The following is a 20,971-nucleotide window of genomic DNA, read 5'->3' on the forward strand; positions in this document are numbered from 1 at the left end:
CATGATTCAGATCCACAAGGTCGATGTGACCTATGAGGACGGAAACAAGGGACTTTCCAATATCGATCTTCAGATAGACAAGGGCGAACTGGTCTATGTTACAGGCAGCAGCGGTGCGGGAAAATCCACCCTGCTGAGGCTCATGTATGCCGATATAATGCCCTCCAAGGGCGTTGTTAAGGTTGAGGGACAGAACATCGGCAGCATGAACCACAACAGCGTTGCGTTTCTCCGCAGAAACGTGGGAGTTATCTTTCAGGATTTCAAACTGCTGGAAGAGCAGACAGTATACGAAAATCTCGTTCTGCCGCTGGAAATATTCTATCTTAACAAGAGCGTGATTGAATCCAAGATACACGGCATTCTCAAGGCACTGGACATTTTCACCCACAGGGATTCGGTTGTGAAAAAACTGTCCGGCGGCGAAAAACAGCGGGTTGCCGTTGCAAGGGCATTGCTGAACGATCCTTTCATTGTGGTTGCGGACGAACCCACGGGCAGTTTGGACGCAAAGAACGCCGACAAGATAATGGACATGCTGCTGCACAAGACAGCAAAGGGAACCACAATACTGATAGCCACCCACGATCAGCGCATAATAAAAGAATACCCCGGCCGTGTGCTGTATCTGGACAAAGGCCGGATAACCTACGACAGCAGAGAGAAGGCGGGCGCAGATGCTTGAACAATATAAATATGCATTCATAAAGGGCTGGGCACTTTTCAGAAACAGCCTGAAATACAGCATTCCCTCAATTCTGACACTGGGCACGATACTGTTTCTGTATTTTGCCGTATACACGGTCAACTCGTCCGTTGCAAAGGCCGTAGGCAACGTTACCGACAGCAGACTCATCAGGGTTTTCATCGATGACGAGGTTGATGCGAAAGAGGTTAAAGCGGGTATCAACCGGCTTAAGATAGAGGGCGAAACGGTATATTTCGACAGAGCGGCCGCCAAAGAGCGTGTTCTGGAGATAGCCCCCAACGCTGAGAATCTGAAGGAACTGCCCGAAGAGCTTTTCCCCCGTTTTTTTGAGATAAAGACCCTTTCAGACTCAGACACCGACACGGCAGTGGTCTCCGCATCTGAAAAACTGAGCCGCATAGACGGAGTGACCTCCGTGGAATCAGGCCGCAAGCAGAACGAGAAGATGCAGAAGATAAAAGGCATCTCCGGCATGTTCGTTTTCGTGCTGACACTTCTGACAGGCCTCTCCTGTGTGTTCATTCTGTTCAACAACATCAGGCTCAGCCTGTATAAGCACCACAGAGCCATCATGGTCTATACCCTTGTGGGAGCCACAAGGCAGTTCATCACTCTGCCCTACGTGGTATCTTCAAAATTCGAGGCCACCTTCGCTTTCCTTTTCGCATGGCTTCTGAACAAACTCTTCACCGGGTTTGCGGGTGCATACATCCTGAAAGACTCATTCTTTGTGCTCACCCCTCCCGGGTTCTGGCACAACCTGTTCTTTTACGTCATTCTGATGACCCTGTCCGCACTGGCGGCCATATTCAGCGTTGTGACATTTCTTATGAAACAGAAGAGCATCAATGAGATATAGCGTTCTTTTCCTGGCCGTTTTTCTGTGTTTCCAGTCTGCTTACGCAAAGGATAACCTTGCGAACATAAGAAAGCAGATATCCCAGCAGAATCAGTCTGTTAAACAGGCGGCGGAAGAGAAGAAAAAGATAGCCCAGAAGCTGGAACAGGCTCAGGAAGAGCTTGAGAAACAGCAGAGTGCGGTGCGTCAGATAAATCTGAGATATTCCGCAGTCAAATCCGAGCACACACGTCTTAAGGCCAAAAGCAGAAAACTGGAGAAGAAGCACGCCGAACTGGTCAAAACCATAAAGGCGGCCAACAGATATCTGGTGTCCTCCGGCGAATACGACATGCTGGAAGCGGTCATAATGTCCGACAGCGCAAAGGATGCGGCGGCCATGAGCCAGATCGTCGGCGAGGTGAACCAGAAACTCTTCAAGTCCGTTCAAGAACTGAAGAAAACCAGCGAAGAGATAAAAGAGAACGCCTCCGAACTAGAAGCCAAAAAGAAGAAGATGGAAAGAGCTGTTGAGGAAAAACGCTCCGCCCTTTCAGAATATAAAAAGAAGAAACAGACCACCGACAAGCTCTATCAGAGTGCAGTCAAGGACGAAAAGGTTCGCAGGGAATATCTGGCGAGGCTGCTCAAGCGTGAGAAACAGCTTCAGGCTCAGCTTTCAAAAATTAAGAAGGACTTTGCAAAATCCGCCCCCGTCAGCTTTAAGGGCCTTTCCTCGGAGTTCGGCAGACAAAGGGGCAAACTGATATGGCCTGTGCACGGACACGTTATAGAAAAATTCGGCGTTAAGACAGTTGAAGGCTTTAAAGGTGTTATACTGAAAAAAGGCATCAAAATCGTCCCTTCGTCAAACAGTGTCAAAGCCGTATACGACGGAGTCGTTATCCACAGGGACAACGCATGGGGACTTGGCAACTTCCTGATCGTCGCCCATCCGTCCGGTTTCTACAGCCTTTATGCAAACATGGACGGCATAAGTGTCAGTAAAAATGAAAAAGTTAAAACAGGACAAAATCTGGGCACAATAGATGTTGACCATGAAACGAATACACCTTATCTTTACTTTGAAATAAGAATACATGACAAAGCGGTGGACCCTCTCGAGTGGCTCGCCTCTTCTTGATATAGACAGGAGTTTTAAATGAAATTCAAATTTCGCTTTCTTCCGCTTTTAACAGTTTTTCTCACAATAGCACTCATAATAACGTCTGTGGCACTCTTCCGCTCTCAGAACGTTTATGCGGCAAAAGCAGACAAATACCAGAATCTCGATATATTCACTCAGGCGCTCTATCTGATAGAGAACAACTACGTTGAGCCTGTTGACGATCAGAAGATAATCTACGGAGCCATAAAGGGTATGGCGCAGGAGCTCGACCCCCACTCGGCATTCATGGATCCCAAAACACTCACCAACTTCGAAGTCGAAACTCAGGGTGAGTTCGGCGGCCTTGGAATCACCATAGGCATGAAGGACAAGATACTCACTGTCATAGCACCCCTTGAGGACACGCCCGCATTCAAAAAAGGCATCAAAGCCGGCGACCAGATAATCAAGATCGACGGCAAAAGCACAATGGACATAACCATTGACGATGCAGTGAACAAGCTGAGGGGCAAAGAGGGAACGGATGTGACCATCACCGTCTTCCGCAAAAACGTTGAAAAACCCTTCGATGTTAAGATGAAAAGAGCCATCATCAAGATAAAATCCGTCAAATACACCATGATAGACAAGAACATCGGATATATCAGACTGATACAGTTCAGCAACGATATCTCCGGTCAGCTCAAGGACGCTCTGCGTGCCGTTGATTCTCAGGGAGCAAAGGCATACATAATCGACCTGAGAAACAACCCCGGCGGTCTGCTGACAGAGGCTATCAGCGTCTCAAGCCTGTTCCTGCCCAGCAACGAGATAGTCGTTTACACAATGGACAGAGCACAGAAGAGAACCGACTACAAATCCAACGGCGGATTCAGCAAAGAGCTGACAAAGCCCATAGTTCTGCTTGTTAACGAAGGAAGCGCATCCGCTTCCGAGATCCTCACCGGAGCACTTCAGGACTACGGCAGAGCAACTGTTGTCGGCGCAAAAACATACGGCAAGGCTTCCGTTCAGAACGTTATCCATCTGGCTGACGGATCCGGACTCAAGCTCACCACAGCTAAATATTTCACTCCCAAAGGCCGCTCTATCCACGGCATAGGCATTGAGCCCGACATAAAAGTTGAGGCGAAACATGAAGAACCCGTTGCTCATGACGATAAAAAAGAGAAGCCCGAAGAGGAGGAACTGGACAAAGACCTCACCACAAACTCTTCAAAAGCTGACTTTGACCTTGTTAAAGACGTTCAGCTGAAAGCGGCTCTGGATAAAATGAAGGAAATTGCAGGAAATGCAGCAAAAAAATAACAACAGCATAGAACCTGAAAATAACAAAAAGAAACCGGATATAAAAAAGCTCCTCATTGTAGGAGCTTTTGCCGTGGTTGCGGCAATTTTCGCCTCGATGGGCATACTCCACTTTCTGCTGAAAGACGATGCGCCCAAAACTGAAAAGGCGGCAACCGAGCATACGGCTCCGCTGCACACAAAAGCACCTGACGACATAGCACAGGACGACAACCCCAACGCATCGGGGCTTGACAGGCGTGCGGTGATGGACGCCATCGCCCTTTCGCTGTTCGACAACGGGCTGGACAACAGCAGCATAAAGGAGAGCACAGAGCAGGAAGAGAACGGCACAACAAACCTGCACTTTATAATCGATCAGGGCACTGCAAATCTGGAGAACCTGAAAAACAGCCTCTCCGAACGCATCAAAGGCATGGGAACAGAGCCTGAGGTCGGAAAATCCGTGTCGTTTGCGAGCGGCAAACTCAGCGTTGTGATAGATTTCATCGAAAGACACGCAGAGCCCCAGAAACCTGCGGATAAAAAACCCCGTGTGGCAAGAGACTACAACGGAGTTAAGGTTGCATTCGTCATAGACGACTGCGGCTACAGCATTCCCCTTGCAGAAAAACTGGGCAAAGTGAAATACCCTATGGCAATGGCCATCATCCCCTATACTCCCCACAGCAGGGAGACTGCGGAAGTCTTCCGCAGACTGGGCAAGACCGTATTTCTCCATCAGCCCATGGAACCCAAGGCATACCCTGAAAAAGACCCCGGCAAAGGCGCAATACTGCTGAACATGCCCGAAAGCCTCGTGGCGATATCCCTCCAGAAAAACGTTGAAGACCTCGGCGGAAAGATAGACGGATTCAACAACCACATGGGCTCAGGACTCACCGAAAGCCGTGAGAAAATGAGTCAGGTCTTTGACACAATGAAGAAATATACGAACTTCTATGTGGACAGCTACACCTCCCCCAAAACCGTTGCATTCGATGAATGCCAGAAACAGGGTATGGTGTGCGCCATCAACAATAAATTCATCGACAACGAATCCGACCCCGAATACATCCGCGGAAAGATAATGGACGGCGTAAACCTTGCGAAGGCCAACGGCTCCATAATCATGATCGGTCACCTTCGTGACTCAACTGTGGAGGTTCTGGTGAAGATCCTGCCGGAGCTTGAGGCAATGGGCGTTGAAGTAGTCCCTGTTAAGGAGCTTGCGGTAAGGTGATAATCCTCGGCATAGAAACATCCTGCGACGAAACCTCTCTGGCGGTGTTTGACACCGAAAAAGGGGTTCTGTCCAGTTTTACCAACTCGCAGGTGGATCTGCACAATAAATTCGGCGGGGTTGTTCCCGAAGTGGCATCCAGAAACCATATTCTGAAGGTTGAGGAGCTTTTCTCCAAATGTATGGAGCAGGCAGAGCTTACCCCTCAGGATCTGGACATGATAGCCGTCACCACTGCACCGGGGCTTATCGGTGCGCTTTTTGTGGGCGTATCCTTCGGCAAGGCTCTGGGATATGCGCTCAAAATTCCCGTTATGCCCGTAAACCACCTTTCGGCGCACATTCTGGCGGCGGAGCTGGAAAATCCGGAACTGAAACCTCCCTACACCGCTCTGATAATTTCCGGCGGACACACGCATATCTATGATGTTGACGCCGCATACAACTTTGAACTGCTGGCAAAAACCGTTGACGATGCCGCAGGCGAATCATTCGACAAGGTCGCAAAGATGATGGAACTGGGATATCCCGGCGGTCCTCTCATCGAAAAACTGGCAGAGGGCGGCAACGAAAAGGCCGTGGCCTTCCCCATTGCCATGCGCAAAGAGAACAATTTTTCATTCAGCGGGCTAAAAACCGCCGCAATGAACAAGATAAACGACAACACCATATCCCGTGAGGATATAGCCGCATCCTTTCAGAGGACTGTGGCGGACACTCTTATTCTTAAAACCCTGCGTATCGCCAAAGAAACCGGCAGAAAGAACGTTGTGGTTGCGGGCGGAGTGGCATGCAACGGATACATCCGCAAGGCATTTTCCGAACAGAAGGGATACAGCGTATATTTCCCCTCAAAAAAACTCTGCACAGACAACGGCGACATGATCGCCTTTGCCGCTCACAGATTTTTTAAACTCAGGAAATTTTCATCACTCATAGAAACAGCACATGACAGAATGCAGCACATCAACAAATAACTACCTTGAACTTCTGAAAACCAGACCGATGATAGGCGCACCGCTGGCGGGCGTTTCAACCCCCGCTTTCAGACGCATTGTCCGTCTGTTCTTCGACGGTCTGCTCTTCACAGAGATGGTCAGCGTTGAAGGGCTCATCCGTAAAGGATCGGGCACAATGGTCTTTCTGCGCACCAACGAAAACGATATGCCGCTGGGCGTTCAGCTGTTCGGAAGCAAAAGCGAAAGCTACGGTGACGCTGTTAAGGTTGTGCTTGAAACCATGGCTCCAGCCGTCATCGACATAAACATGGGATGTCCGGTTAAAAAGGTGATAAAAACCTGGTCCGGCGCCGCTATGATGAAGGATGAAGAGAACATAGCAAAGGTTGTCCGTGCGGCAAAATCCGCATGCGGCAGTGTGCCTCTTTCCATAAAGATTCGTCTGGGTTGGGACGCAAACTCGGTCAACTACAACGAAGTGATAAAGATAGCCTATGAAGAGGGGGCGGACGCTGTCACCCTCCACGGGCGCACAAAGGCGGAGATGTTCGGCGGACAGGTGCACTATGACCTTATCGCCGATGCGAAATCCAGAGCGAAACTGCCGGTAATAGGCAACGGCGACATTGTATGCTGTGAGACCCACAAAAGGATGCTTGAAACGGGCGTTGACGGAGTAATGATAGGCAGGGGAATGATGAAGCAGCCGTGGATATTTCAGGCCATTAATGACGGAAAGGCTACGGACGGATATCTGACTCTGCCCAGACTGAAAGACGTTATCACCCGCATAATCGAACTGGAGCAGGAGAACGCCAGAGGCAGCCGCTATATTGACGCTTCAAAGAAATATATAGTCTGGATGCTGAAAGGACTGCCCGGTGCGGCAGCCCTCAGAAGCAGCGTATATGAATGCACCGACAGGGCACAGCTTGATGACCTGCTGGAGCGTTTTTTCCTCAGTATATCAGATACTCAGACAGATCGGAGTTGAGTATCGCCTTTAGCTCAGGCGCATCCTCGCTGTCTGTTTCGGCGAACACAAAGCTGAAAACGTTATAGCTTCTGAAATCCGACTCACGCAGTTCCAGAACTTTCGTAAAGCTGTTTCTCAGCTTTTCATAATCAAATCCCACAAGTTTGCCGTCGTCTATCTTCGCACTCTTTTCAACAACCACCATTGCGTATACCTTGTCGCCGCATCTTGATTCTATCTCGTCCCAATCGGGCACACTGCTTCCGGCAAAGTATTCGTAGGTGTTCAGCCCGTATGCAAAAAAACCGATATCAGTGCAGCACCAGCCGGCAAAACGCAGGGGGTTAAGTTCCACGGGGACAACACGTCCTTTGTCGTCTATCCGCACCTCGATATGGAACGGAAAATCCTTAACAACTGCCAGTCTGCCGAGGGAAACGAGAAATTTGTGCACCTGCTCGGAAATCTCCCTGACTATCTTAACCGATGTGACGTAAACTCTGTCGGAAACGTCCTCCGAGCCTGCGAAAAAGTGTTTGAGAACATTCAGGATAACGGGTTCGCCGTCGGAGTTGTAATATCCGTCTATAGCATATTCCGTGCCCTCGATAACCTCTTCTATGATGAAGCTGTGGGCGTTCAGAACGTCGTCGGGATAATAGTCACGCACCTTAAGGGTCTCTTCGATTATCTGCGGACGGATGCGCTTCCATGCGGTCTCGTCCTCGACATAATATACACCGAGGCTGAAAAAGCCCACTGCGGGCTTTATAACGAACGGAAACCGCAGATCCTTTGACCGCAGGGTCTCGATCTCGTTGAAAAGCACCTCACGGTAGAAGAAATCGGGGAACATTCCGCTTAAAAGATCACGGAATTTTACCTTGTTCTTAAACAGGTCGACCTTTTCAACTATATCCGAGAACATCAGGTTCTCGTTTATCCATGCAACGGCGTTCTCAGAGTTGGTATAGACCACAGGCCTGCTGCGAAACCTGTCCGCAAACCTTTCGGAGCTGAGCAGGTTTCCGCTGTCGCCCAGAAGCTCCCTTGCGGTGTCGTTATCCAGAACCGGATAATTGTTCCGTTTAACAGTATCCAGAAGAACCTTTGAAACAAAGGGTTTATCGAGTATGAACATTATATCCTCATAGAAAGGGACAGCCTGCCCCTCTCCTTGTCTATGCTTAAAACTTTCGTTTTCACTATCTGACCGACCTTTACAACCTCGGAAGGCACCTTGACGAACTTATCCGCAAGCTGAGAGATGTGCACCAGTCCGTCGTTCTTAAGACCAACATCCACAAATGCGCCGAAATCCACAACGTTGCTTATCTTTCCGGTGAGGATATCGCCCACGTTCAGCTCGTTTATGCTGATAACGCCCGCTTTGAAGATAACAGGGTCAACGTCGTCCCTGATGTCTCTGTCGGGCTTCTCAAGGTTCTCTATGATGTCTTTGATGGTATATTCGCCCAGTCCGAGCTTTGAACCCAGTGCGGAGGTGTCCTTGCCTTTAACTGCCAGTTTCACCATTTCGCATTTGTCCACGCTCAGGTTCATTGCGTTCAGGAATGAGTAAACGGCATCGTAGCTTTCGGGGTGTATGAACATGCTGTCCAGCTTCTCCTCACCGCCGTATACCTTAAGGAATCCCGCCGCCTGACGGAAGGTCTGCTCGCCTATTCCGTCCACCTTCATAAGCTCTTTTCTGGAAGTGAAACGTCCCACCCGCTCACGGAACTTGACTATCTTCTCCGCCAGCGATGAGCTGAGACCTGAAACGTATGACAGAAGCGATGCGCTGGCTGTGTTCAGGTCAACACCGACGTTGTTTACCACGTCTTCGACAACGTCTGTCAGGGTCTTGTCGAGCTTCTTGCCCTGAACGTCATGCTGATACATGCCCACGCCTATGGCCTGAGGCTCTATCTTAACCAGCTCCGCCAGGGGATCGATGACCCTTCTGGCGATGGAGATTGCTCCCCTGATGGAAACGTCCAGTTCGGGAAACTCTTTTTTTGCAACATCCCCTGCGGAGTAGACGCTTGCGCCCGCCTCGCTGACGATGGTGTATCTTATGTTCAGGCTGTCGGACTTGATTACCGAGGCGATGAACTCCTCGGTCTCACGGCTGGCCGTTCCGTTGCCTATGGCGACGGCATCCACTCCGTAATCTTTGACAGCTTTCAGGAAAATCCTGCGTGCGCCCTCAACGTCCTCCTGAGGCTTGGTGGGATACATCACACCATAGCCCAGAAGCATTCCGGTTGAATCCACAACGGCATACTTGCATCCCGTACGGAACGCAGGGTCGACACCCATGATTGTCTTGTTTTTAACAGTAGGGGTAAGCAGCAGGTTTTTCAGGTTGTCCGCAAACACCTCAATGGCCTTAAGCTCCCCTTTCTCTTTCAGCTCACCCCTGAACTCAAGCTCAAGGGAAAGCTCTATCATCTTTTTAAACGCCTGACGGACGCATTTAACGGTTATGTCGTTCTTTGCAACGCCCTTTCCGGCTGAAACCTTCTGAATTGCGTTAAGGCACATCTCCTCATCAATAATGAGCTTCAGTTTCAGAATCTTCTCACGCTCGCCCCTGAACATTGCGAGCACCCTGTGGGGCGGAATCTCTGAAAGTTTCTGGGAGAACTGATAATAGTCCTCATAGGGGTTGCGCTCTTTGCTCTCGGTCTTCTGGGATGATTCCAGAACACCGTAGAGGGTGTAAAGCTCACGGACACGGTTTTTCACGTCAACATCGTGGCCGATGTCCTCAATAATGATGTCCGAAGCCATGCTGACAGCAGTCTGAGGGTCTGCCACAGCTTCGTTGATATATTTTGCGGCCTCTTCGTCGAGACCGGACAGGTTTTCGTTTGATCTGATATAGACTGCCAGAGGCTCAAGCCCCGCCTCACGGGCGATGTCGGCCTTGGTCTTCTTTTTGGATTTGTAGGGTTCGTAGAGGTCTTCAACCTCTTTCAGAGTCTCAGCCGCAAGAATGCGCTTTTTAAGCTCATCCGTCAGCTTACCCCGCTCGTCAATGGCGGCGATGACCTCGGCCTTGCGCTTCTCAAGGTTCTCAAGATACTCGTATCTCTCTATGATATTGCGGATATCCTCCGCATCCATACTGCCTGTCATTTCCTTGCGGTATCTGGCGATGAAGGGAACTGTGTTGCCCTCAAGAAAAAGGTCGATAACGCTGTCGATGTGGTTCTTTCTGAATTGAAATTCCTGATAGAGTCTGTCTCTCATTTGTCACCCGAAAATATAATTCGCAACGGGATATATTACAGAATTAATCATGAGCGGACAAGAGTTTTCAGCTGATCGAACATACCCTGTTGCGGCCTTCGTGTTTGGCTGTGTATAGAAGGTCGTCTGCGGCGGAGATCATGTCGTCCAGCCCCTTGCCGTAGCTGGAGCAGACACCGATGCTCACCGTCACCGATATGCTGATGCTGTTATAATTTATCACAGTGTCCTGAATTGCTCTTCGCATGCCGTCGAAATAGCCTTCGTCTGCGCCCGGTTCTTTGTATATACAGAACTCCTCGCCGCCGAAACGGGACACCAGTCCGCCTGAACCCACATAGTCGGATATGACAGCGGATATCTTTTTGAGAACGAAATCTCCCACGTCGTGACCGTAGGAATCGTTTATCTTTTTAAAATGGTCGATGTCCAGAACAGCTATGCTCTTGGACTTTTCAACATCAAAAACGTCCGCCATATGCATAAAGAAGTACCTGCGGTTGTAAAGTCCTGTCAGATAGTCCTTATACGACATATCTCTGATATGGTCTATCAGCATAAGGGTCTGAAGGTTCTGATTCACCCTGCAATAGAACTGTTCGGGGCTGAAAGGTTTCAGCAGGAAGTCGTTTGCGCCGTATTTTATGAACTTGGCCGAGAGCTCCGCCGTTCCCTCACGGGACATGCCTATGAAAGCCACACGGTCCTTTGTAAATTTTTTACGGATGAGCCGCACCAGATCGAAACCGGATATCTCCGGCATCAGATAGTCGGCAATGACAATTTTCAGATTCTCAAGTTTAAGGGCGAGTTCGAAGGCCTCCTTGCCGGATTCGCAGGTGTGAACACGGAAAAGATGCGCCGAAAGAAGCGCCTTGATGCGGCTTCGCATGAGCCTTGAGTCATCGGCAACGATGACGTCTATGCTCCTGTTAAGCATCATCTGCTTAAGCATCTTCGCAATATATATATCACTGTCTGGATCTTTTTTCAGAACGTAGTCGACTATGTTCTTCTTCCATATCTTCTCACGAAGCTGTTCGTCATAGTCGCCGGTATAGACTATTGAAGGGATCTTTCTGTCCTGCGCAAAATCCACCATCCCCGCCTGAACGGCATCGGGAAGGTTAAGGTCTATGACCGCAGCAAAATATGTGCAGGACGAAACGTATGCCACAGCATCAGCATATGTCACTGCGTGGTCAACCTCCAGCCCCGTCTCAATTTCAATACGCTTTTTGAGCAGGGTGCCGAGAATATTACTGTCTTCAACTACAAGTATTCTTTCCATACGAACCTATATAAATAACTCGCTAAAAATAATTAGCAGAAATAATAAAATTGTATACCTAAATCTGACCCTTGTTCTTAAAATTAAGAACCTGCTCGCTGATTCCCTTCATCACAGCGTTGACTGTTTTTATGTCTTTTTTATCGTGAACACCGAAAAGCCCTGTCAGTATAGCATAATAATCGCTTAAAAGTGATTCGTGGATTTTTTTACCCTCAGGCGTGGATGATATTTTTTTCATACGCTTGTCATCGCCGGATTTCACCGTGATGATGTATCCGGAGCTTTCAAGCCCCTTTATCACCGAAGAGACAGTGGCTCTGGAGATTCCCATGTGATCGGCCAGTTCATAGGGAAAGAGTCCGTCGGGGCGTGAAATGAGAACGGAAAGGGCAATGTATCTGCTCTGGGAGAGATTGTTCTTTGCGAAAAATTTCTCCACCTCAACCAGAACATCGCCGGATGCCTTCAGAATGCCCAAAAGTGCAATAACCGCAGAGGCATCCACCGACTTGTCGTCAGCTGAGGTAAGTTTTATCATTTTTTTATCAGGAAGTTCTTTCAGCAAAAACATTGATTCACCCTTTTTGATTATATATTACCATACATTTTAACCTGAAAAGGGGAAAAAGAAATTCAGAGAACCGAACGCACCGTATTTTTACCCGCCAGTTTGGCCATGCTGACAGCTATCTCAGCTCTGGAAACCGTGTTTTCGTAGCCTTCGTCCTTGGTCGACACCTGCGAACAGCCGAAGCTGGCAGTCAGGCTCATCTTACCCGAAGGGGTGGTGATGTGGCTCTTTTGAAGAACCTCCCTCAGTCTCTCCGCAAGGGTTTCAGCACCCTTGACATCGGTGTCGGGCAGCAGAACGGAAAACTTGTCGCCCCCCAGTCTCGCTATAACATCCGACTGGCGAAGCACCCTGCGCAAAACTGCCGCAATATGCACCAAAAGGGAATCGCCCACCTTCTGACCGAATTTTTCCAGAGTCTCCCTGTAGCCGTCCATATCGACAGATATGACTGAATAGGTTCTGAAGGTTCTCAGGAATCTGTGGTAAAAGCTGTTAAGCTCGGTTATGAAAAAACTGCGTGAATACACACCCGTAAGCGGATCGGCGAATGAAGTTTCCTTCAGTTTGTTCTCCGTCTCCTTCTGTTCGGTGATATCCCTGGCAAGCCATATCACGCATTTTCTGTTTTCGAAGTCAAACGGGGCAACCCTCGCCTCAAACCACACTTTGCAGGGTTCCGCACCACCCACACGGCAGACGGTCTCCTCAAGGTCATATTCGTAAACACCGGGTTCGTTTGCGGAGATGGTCTCACGGATTATCCCTAAAAACCTGTCGGCGAGCGAACGGTCAATAACTTCATATATATTTCTGCCGATAAGATTTTTTCCGTCACCTGCCCCTCTGCCGATAACATCGATATAGTCCCCGTTCTCGGAAAAAACATATACCGGATCAGGCAGTGCGTTCACGGCGGCAAAAATAAAATCGCTGCTCTTACTCATCCCGTCAACTCTCCACATTTTTAATCGAGCTTAATTGAATTAAGGGATTTTATCAATCCAATATGATATACTACACAAAAATAGTCGGATTTTAGTGTTAAGATTGTAAGAAACGCATATATATTTGACATGATATGGTATTATCAGATATTCCATTATTGGCAGGGCTATGAACTTTATTTTCAGATTTTTGAATAAAAAACATTCAATATCGTTGCTTATATTTTTCTTTTCAGTATTCCTGTTCGCTTTTTTCACAGGGGGTGCAGTCCCTGTCATTCTTGAGAACTATAAACAAAAAAACGGCAACTACGCATATAAATACATCGGCGAAATGGACAGAGTCTCCGCCGACATCGCCGCCACACTCAAAAAACTCAACTCACTGAAACTTGATGAGTGCAGCGACGAAATGATAAAACAGATGCGTTTCGCTCAGTTTGAGTCCAAATATATCAAAGATATAGGCTTCAGCAAAAACAACAAACTCCTCTGCACATCAGGGCTGGGGAAACTGGATAAACCTTTCGACGAACTTCCCGCAGATCTTACAACACCGGGCGGTTCACTGGTCTGGCTTAAAGTTCCTATAAAGCTGTTCAATTTCGAAAAATACGCCCACGTTGTCCGCACGGGAAGCTACAATGCCGTGTTCAACACCAGTGAGATAGACAGAGCCGACATCAGTGCGTCGAACATAGCCATATATGTAATGCAGAAGGATAAACCGCCCTATTTCTACGGCGGCAATAGAGATCTGACAGTTGACTCTGTCACCGACGGACAGGCCATTTATGACATGAAGGGCATGAAAACTGTCCTCTGCTCCACCTCCTCAAACATCTGTGCCGCAGTTTATATATCCTATTCTGACATAATCCAGAAAGAGGCCTCGCTCATCTTCGGAATCGTAATGCTCTCCGCAATAAGCACCATCTTCGTGATGAAGTATCTCTACGACACCCTGAACAGGTTCAAAGGATTCCGTAACCGCTTCAAGCGTGGACTGACGCCGGAAAAGATACTCTGCTACTACCAGCCCATCGTTGAACTGAAAACATCCAGACTCATCGGATGCGAAGTTCTCTGCCGCTGGGTGGATTTTGACGGAAGGGTTGCCTCCCCAATCGAGTTTCTCGGAATAGTTAAGGAACTTCAGAAAACAAAAGAATTTACGCAGATAATAATCGATAAGGCGTTTGCGGAGCTGACCCCTGTCATAAGCGATATCCCCGCATTCAAAATATCGTTCAACATCTTCCCTTCTGATTTCCGGACGGAAACAATTGTGGATATGGTCGGAAAATACAGGGAGGAGCATCCTCAGCTCACCATAAATCTGGAGCTGACAGAGGATGAACTTATTGAGCTGGCAAAGGTTTCTGCCGCAATTGACGAACTGAGGGCAAAGGGATATGTGATATCCATAGACGATTTCGGAACCGGATATTCCAGCCTCTCATACCTGCGTGACATAAATGCGGACTATATCAAAATCGACCGCTCATTCGTAAAAGAGATAGAGCATGGCTCCATAAAATCGAACCTGATCCCCAATATAGTAAATATTGCCAACGACATAGGCACTCAGGTCATAGTCGAAGGCATCGAAAAACGGGAGCAGATCGACTATCTCATCTCCTATAACGTTCTTTACGGTCAGGGCTATATCTTCGGAAGACCATGCCCTGCCGAAGAATTTTCAAAACTTGTCTGCGGAGACAGACTCTGCTGACTTGCATTTTCTGAACAAAAGCAGTATATTGGTTTTATTCTCAGGGCGGGGTGCAATTCCCCACCGGCGGTAATCCTTTTCAGGTAGCCCGCGAGCGTCTGCCAAAAGCAGAGTCAGCAGATACGGTTAGATTCCGTAGCCGACGGTCATAGTCCGGATGGAAGAGATTTTTTGAATGTGTCACGTTTTCGCGTGGCTATCTGACTCTCCGCATCAGCCCTGATTCATGAAGGAGAAGAACATGAATCAGAAAACCTTATCTATTTTCGGCAACTCAACTGAACGAATGGAAAAAGCCATCGCCGCCCTTAAGGCAGGTGAAGGTATCATCGTTGTTGACGATGAGAACAGAGAGAACGAAGGCGACCTCATCTATCCCGCAGAATCACTTACCTCCGCACAGATGGCAAGGCTCATAAGAGACTGCAGCGGAATCGTCTGCGTCTGCATCACCGAGGAAAAACGGAAAGAACTCGGACTTGAAATGATGTCCAGAAATAACAGAAGCCAGTTCGGAACGGCATTCACCGTATCTGTGGAGGCCGCAGAGGGTGTTACAACGGGCGTTTCCGCCTCAGACAGGGTAACCACCGTCCATGCTGTTTTAAACGGCGCAGATCTGGCATCTCCCGGCCACGTCTTCCCCCTTGTCGCCCGTGAAGGCGGAGTCCACGAAAGGGACGGACACACAGAGGCAACAGTGGATATGATGAAACTGGCAGGCTATCAGCCTTGCGGGGTTCTCTGCGAGCTGACAAACCCCGACGGCACAATGATGAAACTGCCCCAGATCCTCGAATATGCCGAGCAGAACAGCTTTACGGTAATATCCATCGAAGATATCAAGGAATATATCGGCGTACATGCATAGTCAGGCGGGCGAAAGCCCGCCTTTTTTTATATCTGTCTTAAAGGCTCGGAAGATGGTTTTCCGAAATAATACCCCTGCGCATAGTCTATGCCCAAAGCCCTGAACCATTCAAACTCATCCGCAGTCTCTATTCCTTCCGCCAGAACACTGCATCCGGCCTCTTTCGCCATCGAAACGAGTGCCCTTGCAACCGACTGCTTCATGACATTCCTGTGCACATCACGCACAAGCTCCATATCTATTTTAATTATATCCGGACTGAGGCTGGCAAACAGGTTCAGCGATGAATACCCGCTGCCGACATCGTCCATCGCAGTTCTGAATCCTTTATCCTTATAAAACCTGAGAATATTCTGCAAATGCTCAGAGCTGTCTACTTTTTCGGTCTCCACCACCTCAAAAACGATGGTGGAAGGATCAAACTCAAGCTGATTTGCCCATTTAACGGTATCCTTCAGGCAAAATTCCGGGTTATAGATTGATGTAGGCAGGAAATTCACGAAAATATTCCTGCTTATGTTCTTAACAGCCGCCGTTTTGATGGCAGTCTCTCTGCACTGTCTGTCCAGATTGAAGAGCATCCCTGTTTTTGCCGCCGCATCAAACATCTTTCCGGGACTCATTATGCTCATATCCGGCAGAACACCTCTGGAAAGGCATTCATAGCCATAAATACTCATGGTCGCAGTGTCAATTATCGGCTGAAAATGAACCGTGAACGAACCGTTCTCAAGTATCCATATCAGATCCTTTGAAAGTATCAGAGTGTTCCATGAGTCAAGGGATTTGGCAGCTGAAGCCTTCCCGAAATCAAGCGCCTCATCTCTCCCTAGGGGCAGAATGCTGATATTCCTCTTCTCAAGCTCGGTCAGCGAAGCATCCGATGCGCACCTTTCAATGAACGCACTGAAACAGTACGTCTCAAAAACGATATAAGAGCCGAGTTTTTTGACATCGTATGAGTCGGCCATCAGAATATTATAGATCTTATCAAGAATATATTCGTGTGATGCGCTGACATACACACTTTTCACCCCTTCCGGCACGTGGGGAACTTCAGTACATTTCGAACAGGCCATTAAACACCTCTTGGTTGCAAATATTCAGTTCAGGTTCTATTATAACTTAAAATTTTGGGAGGAAACATGAAATTTATAGCTGTCAACGGAAGTCCCAGAAAAAACTGGAATACCGCAATGCTTCTGGAAAGCGCTGTTGAAGGAGCCAGATCAAAAGGAGCTGATGCTGAGCTTGTTCATCTTTACGATATTGATTTCAAAGGATGCCACAGCTGTTTCGCCTGCAAACTGAACGCAGGCAAGAGCTACGGCAAATGTGCCGTCAACGACGGGCTGACAGAGCTTCTTAACAAGTTATACGAAGCTGATGCATTCGTGATAGGCTCACCCGTTTATTACGCAGACGTTACCGGAGAAACCCGCTCATTCATGGAGAGACTCTTCTATCCGTCAATGCTCTATGACAAAAGCTATTCAAGCATCTTTCCCCGTAAGATAAAAACAGGCTTCATCTACACAATGAACCAGAAAGAGGAAGCTATGGTACAGAGGGGATATGAGTATTTCTTCAACATGAACAAGGGCTACATGGCAAGAATTTTCGGAGCATCGGAATATATCACCGCCTGCAACACATATCAGTTCAATGATTATTCAAAATATGAAACAGGCGCATTCGACATTGAGAGCAAAAAAGAGAGCAGAGAAAAGCAATTTCCTCTGGATAGACAGAAAGCTTTCGATTTCGGCGCATCCCTTGTAAGCTGACAACGCGGGGGCTTCATGCCCCCTATTTTAATGAGGCAAGCTGTTTAGCCGCTTCAACAGCTGCAAGGCCTGCCGCAGGCTCAACAGGAGTTTTTGCGTCATTGTCGATATCATAATCAATAAACCCTTCCTTAACAACGCCGAACATGCTTCCGTTGATGGCCGCCGTGGCTATTTTCGCAGAGAGAACGACAGCATCCAGAAATGATCCGGGGCTGATCGGCGCATGTTTTATCTGGCCTTTGCCTGTAACAGGGGCAAGAACGTATTCCCTGCCGTTCAAATATGCTTTCAGATTAAACTCTGTCTCAGCCTCCCAGAAATCGCCTGCGGAACCGTAACCGCTCCAGCCATCGTCATATATCCCTATCTTTATCTTTGATATATTGCACTTAAGGCGTATGCTGCCGGCCTCCGGAACAGTGTCCTCTGAAAGAAGTTTGACTGTTACGCCTGTCTGCTGGAGCTGATTGAAAAAAGCGAATGCCGCACTCTGAACGGAAAGCTGAAGCATCTTCTCTCGCTCAGCTTTGGGAAATCCGCCGAAATAGGAAGGAACAGGCATTCTCAGTATGCCCTGGTAGTGGGATACTTTGAGAAATGCATCGTTATATGTACAGCCCTCAGAATAGATAACCTTGCCGGCTAAACCGCTTCTCAGAGCCAGATCGGCAGGAGGAACCACAGTATCTTTGATATTCGCACAGGCAGTAAGAATTAATAATAAAGACAGAAGAAAACTGATTTTCATAAAAAGCCTCACTTGAATAGTAAAGTATCAAAGCCGTGTAAATCTATTTTTACCGCTCTTTTTAGACATATACAGAGCTTTATCCGCATTTTCCAAAACAGCCTTGACCGAAAGATCTTTGTTCCATCTGGAAATTCCAATGCTGCATCCTGCACTAACTTCCATTGTACCAATATCAAAAGGACTTGTGAGTGCATTAAGAATTCTCTGTGCAACACTCTCTCCCGCATTTGACTCATCGGAATAGATAATAGCAACAAATTCGTCACCGCCTATCCTTGCTACGATCTCCTCTTTGCGGATGCATTCATTCAACCGTTTACCGACTTCAATAAGTACAAGGTCTCCAGCTGTATGGCCATATTTATCATTAATAGGCTTAAAGCCGTCCAGATCAATATAAAGGAATTCCAGTGGCTTTTCGTTTCTTGCCGCAAGAGCAGTTGTTTTTACAATGTATTCATCCAGTGCCGCCCTATTAGGAAGCCCCGTGAGGCGGTCAGTATGGGCAGCATACTGCATTTTGTCCAGACGCTTCTCTGCATCTGAAAGGCTGAATATAAGCTCATTGATGGATCTGCATAGTGCTTCAGCCTCTTTCACCCCTTTATAAACAGGAATAGGAGCAACATCCCCGAAACGAAGCTTATCCGCTGCCTCGGCAGCGAATACCAAAGGTTCGGCGATGGTTCCGGCAAAGTACCATCCGCCTATTGAAAAAAGCAAAGTAAATACCACCCCCGTAATCGCAATAAAAAGAATATTCATTACAACAGGTTTATAAGCTTCTTGAAGAGGCTGAATAGTGAGAACAGTCCAGCCGAAACCCTTATATTCATAATATCCATTACTGAAAGAATACCCGATAAGATATTCCTTTCCGTCCGGGAGCCTTTCAACTGCCCAGCCGTTCTTTTTTGTTCTGGCGGTATCAACAGTTTCAATATTCAGAGTTTTACCTATGGACTTCTCCGGCCCCAAAAGCACTGTGTTGCCATTAAGACTGACTATATATACCTGAAGATTCCTTTTATGTTTTTCAAGAGCAATAACCCTTCTTTGAACCTCACGCACCCACTCCCAGCTGAGATGAGTAGCAAGAACACCCCTTTTCTCACCATCAATGTCACTAATTGCGAAGCTGACATCAACAAATTTCATGGGTTCTCCGGTGGGGTTTGGGAGAAGTTTTGAAAGAAGGACAGCATCATGAACATCTCCAAGGAATTCGCCTTTTATGCCCTCTTTAAAAACAGGGCGCATAGAAATATCCACACCTTCGAGAATACTGCCAGTACTTGCTACGACTTTACCCTTTATATCTGTCAGACCTATCCATGAAAAAGCAGGAATATTTGACTGGAGATTGTTAAGCACATCTCTTGTTGTCTGCTGGTTATCTACTGAAACAAGCGAGTCTACCTGTGAGAAAGTTTTTATCTCGCTGTAGCGTGACCACATATATCTATCAAGTTTTTCAGATGTAAGAAATGCTGTTTCTGCAAGGGAGGAGCCAATATCAGTCTTCTTATCGCTAGTTGTTATCAGACCCGCAATAATACAGACAGTTGTTGTAAGAGAAATACAAAGTAAACAAATTATAAACGTTACTTTTTTTCTGATTCCCATTGAATACCTGCTAATTAATTATATGTTTTCCAAATTATTGTCACACGAAATAATTCAGAGTTTGATATTTAGCTATTATGACATAAATTTAAGATATTTGCATAATTCTCATTTTGTAGTTTAAAAGAAATAGAGAAACAAAAGATAACTATGATCAGCGATATCCAGTCAATCTGGGGGTGGCAGACTGCTTCGTAGCTACGCTTCTCGCAGAGACGGATTGCGTCATCCTGAGGCTACTGCCGAAGGATCTCAAACGCTGAGACTCTTCGCTTAGCTCAGAGCTGAATGTCTTCACAAACCCTGCAAGGGTGAAGTGAACTTCCAAGTCTGGTGTGCGTGATGTCTAGGTAATCTAAGTATGGCAGACTGCTTCGTAGCTTCGCTTCTCGCAGAGACGGTTTTAGTCATCCTGAGGCTTTAGACGAAGGATCTCAAACGCTGAGACTCTTCGCTTAGCTCAGAGCTGAATGTCTTCACGAACCCTGCAAGGGTGAAGTGAACTTCCAAGTCTGGTGTGCATTATGTCTAGGTAATCTAAGTATGGCAGACTGCTTCGTCGCTACGCTTTTCGCAGTGACGAATCATTGTTGTCGATATGTTTGAGCTTTTAGGTTTGATGTACGTGGAAGACTGCCGCACCTGCTTTGCAGGTTCGCAGTGACGTGTTTTGTATTTATAGATTGCGATTACGTAGTTAAAGAATGGTCGATTAATGAGATTGCTTCGGGCATTACCCTCGCAAAGACGGAAACAGGTTAGTACTTATGCTTTTGAGATGCGAGTTATTCAAGGAAGATTTCTTGAGACGAGCATGAGCGTACACAGATGTACGTGATGCGAGCGAAAGGACGCTGACGCAGAAGAACGAAGTATATCAGAAGTATAAACGTAAAAAATCCCTGGCGGCGACCTACTCTCCCATGTGTTAATCTTCACACAGTATCCTCGGCGCTGGAGAGCTTAACTTCCGTGTTCGAAATG

Annotated in this window: 18 protein-coding genes, 1 rRNA gene and 1 riboswitch; of the genes, 10 read left to right on the forward strand and 9 right to left on the reverse strand. The window is 47.5% G+C overall.

Annotated elements, in window-relative coordinates; all coding sequences use genetic code 11:
- Position 1: 1 nt before the first annotated feature.
- Genes C8D98_RS09565 through C8D98_RS09595 form a run of 7 tightly spaced genes read left to right on the forward strand, consistent with a single transcriptional unit; the run spans position 2 to position 7,159 of the window.
- Entirely contained in the window at positions 2 to 685 is a 684-nt protein-coding gene (locus C8D98_RS09565) for a cell division ATP-binding protein FtsE (protein ID WP_132873905.1), read from the forward strand.
- On the forward strand, positions 678 to 1,568 hold the full coding sequence (locus C8D98_RS09570; RefSeq protein WP_132873906.1) for a cell division protein FtsX: 891 nt from the start codon (positions 678 to 680) through the stop codon (positions 1,566 to 1,568). Before C8D98_RS09565 ends, C8D98_RS09570 begins: the two co-directional genes overlap by 8 nt.
- Positions 1,558 to 2,691: a murein hydrolase activator EnvC family protein gene (locus C8D98_RS09575; RefSeq protein WP_132873907.1), complete on the forward strand. Its 1,134-nt coding sequence runs from the start codon at positions 1,558 to 1,560 to the stop codon at positions 2,689 to 2,691. Before C8D98_RS09570 ends, C8D98_RS09575 begins: the two co-directional genes overlap by 11 nt.
- Positions 2,692 to 2,709: 18 nt before the next feature.
- A complete protein-coding gene (locus C8D98_RS09580) occupies positions 2,710 to 3,984 on the forward strand; it encodes a S41 family peptidase (protein WP_132873908.1) in 1,275 nt (424 codons plus the stop codon).
- Positions 3,968 to 5,206 carry a divergent polysaccharide deacetylase family protein gene (locus C8D98_RS09585; RefSeq protein WP_132873909.1) on the forward strand — a complete coding sequence of 413 codons (1,239 nt, stop codon included), beginning with the start codon at positions 3,968 to 3,970 and terminating at the stop codon, positions 5,204 to 5,206. The genes C8D98_RS09580 and C8D98_RS09585 overlap by 17 nt, the downstream gene beginning before the upstream one ends.
- On the forward strand, positions 5,203 to 6,183 hold the full coding sequence (tsaD, locus tag C8D98_RS09590) for a tRNA (adenosine(37)-N6)-threonylcarbamoyltransferase complex transferase subunit TsaD (RefSeq protein WP_132873910.1): 981 nt from the start codon (positions 5,203 to 5,205) through the stop codon (positions 6,181 to 6,183). Before C8D98_RS09585 ends, tsaD begins: the two co-directional genes overlap by 4 nt.
- Complete coding sequence (locus tag C8D98_RS09595) at positions 6,155 to 7,159, forward strand: tRNA dihydrouridine synthase (RefSeq protein ID WP_132873911.1); 1,005 nt, start codon at positions 6,155 to 6,157, stop codon at positions 7,157 to 7,159. Before tsaD ends, C8D98_RS09595 begins: the two co-directional genes overlap by 29 nt.
- Here the strand turns inward: C8D98_RS09595 and C8D98_RS09600 are convergent.
- From C8D98_RS09600 to C8D98_RS09620, 5 genes are all read right to left on the reverse strand, one after another.
- Positions 7,125 to 8,282, reverse strand: coding sequence for an ATP-grasp domain-containing protein (locus C8D98_RS09600; protein ID WP_132873912.1), 1,158 nt, complete (start codon positions 8,280 to 8,282; stop codon positions 7,125 to 7,127). The genes C8D98_RS09595 and C8D98_RS09600 overlap by 35 nt on opposite strands.
- Positions 8,282 to 10,402 carry a helix-hairpin-helix domain-containing protein gene (locus tag C8D98_RS09605; RefSeq protein ID WP_132873913.1) on the reverse strand — a complete coding sequence of 707 codons (2,121 nt, stop codon included), beginning with the start codon at positions 10,400 to 10,402 and terminating at the stop codon, positions 8,282 to 8,284. Before C8D98_RS09605 ends, C8D98_RS09600 begins: the two co-directional genes overlap by 1 nt.
- 67 nt (positions 10,403 to 10,469) lie before the next feature.
- The gene (locus C8D98_RS09610) at positions 10,470 to 11,693 is read right to left on the reverse strand and encodes a GGDEF domain-containing response regulator (protein WP_132873914.1); all 1,224 of its coding nucleotides are present in this window, start codon (positions 11,691 to 11,693) and stop codon (positions 10,470 to 10,472) included.
- Between the two features lie 58 nt (positions 11,694 to 11,751).
- Entirely contained in the window at positions 11,752 to 12,234 is a 483-nt protein-coding gene (locus C8D98_RS09615; protein ID WP_165871268.1) for a MarR family winged helix-turn-helix transcriptional regulator, read from the reverse strand.
- Positions 12,235 to 12,329: 95 nt separating this feature from the next.
- Complete coding sequence (locus C8D98_RS09620; RefSeq protein WP_165871269.1) at positions 12,330 to 13,214, reverse strand: sensor domain-containing diguanylate cyclase; 885 nt, start codon at positions 13,212 to 13,214, stop codon at positions 12,330 to 12,332.
- A 214-nt stretch (positions 13,215 to 13,428) separates the two neighbouring features.
- Here C8D98_RS09620 and C8D98_RS09625 point away from each other — a divergent pair, with 214 nt between their 5' ends.
- Both C8D98_RS09625 and ribB read left to right on the forward strand, forming a co-directional pair.
- A complete protein-coding gene (locus C8D98_RS09625) occupies positions 13,429 to 14,949 on the forward strand; it encodes an EAL domain-containing protein (protein ID WP_165871270.1) in 1,521 nt (506 codons plus the stop codon).
- 32 nt (positions 14,950 to 14,981) lie between these two features.
- Positions 14,982 to 15,122: riboswitch (FMN riboswitch) on the forward strand.
- A 68-nt stretch (positions 15,123 to 15,190) separates the two neighbouring features.
- Positions 15,191 to 15,820, forward strand: coding sequence for a 3,4-dihydroxy-2-butanone-4-phosphate synthase (gene ribB / locus C8D98_RS09630; RefSeq protein ID WP_132873918.1), 630 nt, complete (start codon positions 15,191 to 15,193; stop codon positions 15,818 to 15,820).
- Between the two features lie 26 nt (positions 15,821 to 15,846).
- On the opposite strand, the gene C8D98_RS09635 is transcribed toward ribB, so the two are convergent.
- Positions 15,847 to 16,899 (reverse strand): EAL domain-containing protein, encoded by a 1,053-nt coding sequence (locus tag C8D98_RS09635; protein ID WP_132873919.1) that lies wholly within the window; start codon positions 16,897 to 16,899, stop codon positions 15,847 to 15,849.
- Positions 16,900 to 16,965: 66 nt separating this feature from the next.
- Between C8D98_RS09635 and C8D98_RS09640 the strand changes: the two genes are divergently transcribed.
- Complete coding sequence (locus C8D98_RS09640; protein WP_132873920.1) at positions 16,966 to 17,607, forward strand: flavodoxin family protein; 642 nt, start codon at positions 16,966 to 16,968, stop codon at positions 17,605 to 17,607.
- Positions 17,608 to 17,629: 22 nt separating this feature from the next.
- Here C8D98_RS09640 and C8D98_RS09645 read toward each other — a convergent pair whose 3' ends face one another.
- From C8D98_RS09645 to rrf, 3 genes are all read right to left on the reverse strand, one after another.
- A complete protein-coding gene (locus C8D98_RS09645) occupies positions 17,630 to 18,358 on the reverse strand; it encodes a hypothetical protein (RefSeq protein WP_132873921.1) in 729 nt (242 codons plus the stop codon).
- Positions 18,359 to 18,385: 27 nt separating this feature from the next.
- Positions 18,386 to 19,987 carry a diguanylate cyclase domain-containing protein gene (locus C8D98_RS09650; RefSeq protein WP_132873922.1) on the reverse strand — a complete coding sequence of 534 codons (1,602 nt, stop codon included), beginning with the start codon at positions 19,985 to 19,987 and terminating at the stop codon, positions 18,386 to 18,388.
- Between the two features lie 900 nt (positions 19,988 to 20,887).
- Positions 20,888 to 20,971: ribosomal RNA gene (gene rrf, locus C8D98_RS14060) — 5S ribosomal RNA — on the reverse strand; the annotation flags it as partial.

Source organism: Seleniivibrio woodruffii (assembly GCF_004339245.1).
Taxonomy (GTDB): Bacteria; Chrysiogenota; Deferribacteres; order Deferribacterales; family Geovibrionaceae; genus Seleniivibrio; species Seleniivibrio woodruffii.

Bases quoted from the DNA above. Each gene is read 5' to 3' on its own strand.
- C8D98_RS09635 (WP_132873919.1), bottom strand. From the start codon at position 16,899: ATGGCCTGTTCGAAATGTACTGAAGTTCCCCACGTGCCGGAAGGGGTG.
- C8D98_RS09605 (WP_132873913.1), bottom strand. From the start codon at position 10,402: ATGAGAGACAGACTCTATCAGGAATTTCAATTCAGAAAGAACCACATC.
- C8D98_RS09650 (WP_132873922.1), bottom strand. From the start codon at position 19,987: ATGGGAATCAGAAAAAAAGTAACGTTTATAATTTGTTTACTTTGTATT.
- C8D98_RS09565 (WP_132873905.1), top strand. From the start codon at position 2: ATGATTCAGATCCACAAGGTCGATGTGACCTATGAGGACGGAAACAAG.
- C8D98_RS09610 (WP_132873914.1), bottom strand. From the start codon at position 11,693: ATGGAAAGAATACTTGTAGTTGAAGACAGTAATATTCTCGGCACCCTG.
- C8D98_RS09595 (WP_132873911.1), top strand. From the start codon at position 6,155: ATGACAGAATGCAGCACATCAACAAATAACTACCTTGAACTTCTGAAA.
- C8D98_RS09580 (WP_132873908.1), top strand. From the start codon at position 2,710: ATGAAATTCAAATTTCGCTTTCTTCCGCTTTTAACAGTTTTTCTCACA.
- ribB (WP_132873918.1), top strand. From the start codon at position 15,191: ATGAATCAGAAAACCTTATCTATTTTCGGCAACTCAACTGAACGAATG.
- C8D98_RS09640 (WP_132873920.1), top strand. From the start codon at position 16,966: ATGAAATTTATAGCTGTCAACGGAAGTCCCAGAAAAAACTGGAATACC.
- C8D98_RS09570 (WP_132873906.1), top strand. From the start codon at position 678: ATGCTTGAACAATATAAATATGCATTCATAAAGGGCTGGGCACTTTTC.
- C8D98_RS09645 (WP_132873921.1), bottom strand. From the start codon at position 18,358: ATGAAAATCAGTTTTCTTCTGTCTTTATTATTAATTCTTACTGCCTGT.
- C8D98_RS09575 (WP_132873907.1), top strand. From the start codon at position 1,558: ATGAGATATAGCGTTCTTTTCCTGGCCGTTTTTCTGTGTTTCCAGTCT.
- C8D98_RS09620 (WP_165871269.1), bottom strand. From the start codon at position 13,214: ATGAGTAAGAGCAGCGATTTTATTTTTGCCGCCGTGAACGCACTGCCT.
- C8D98_RS09615 (WP_165871268.1), bottom strand. From the start codon at position 12,234: ATGATAAAACTTACCTCAGCTGACGACAAGTCGGTGGATGCCTCTGCG.
- C8D98_RS09585 (WP_132873909.1), top strand. From the start codon at position 3,968: ATGCAGCAAAAAAATAACAACAGCATAGAACCTGAAAATAACAAAAAG.
- C8D98_RS09600 (WP_132873912.1), bottom strand. From the start codon at position 8,282: ATGTTCATACTCGATAAACCCTTTGTTTCAAAGGTTCTTCTGGATACT.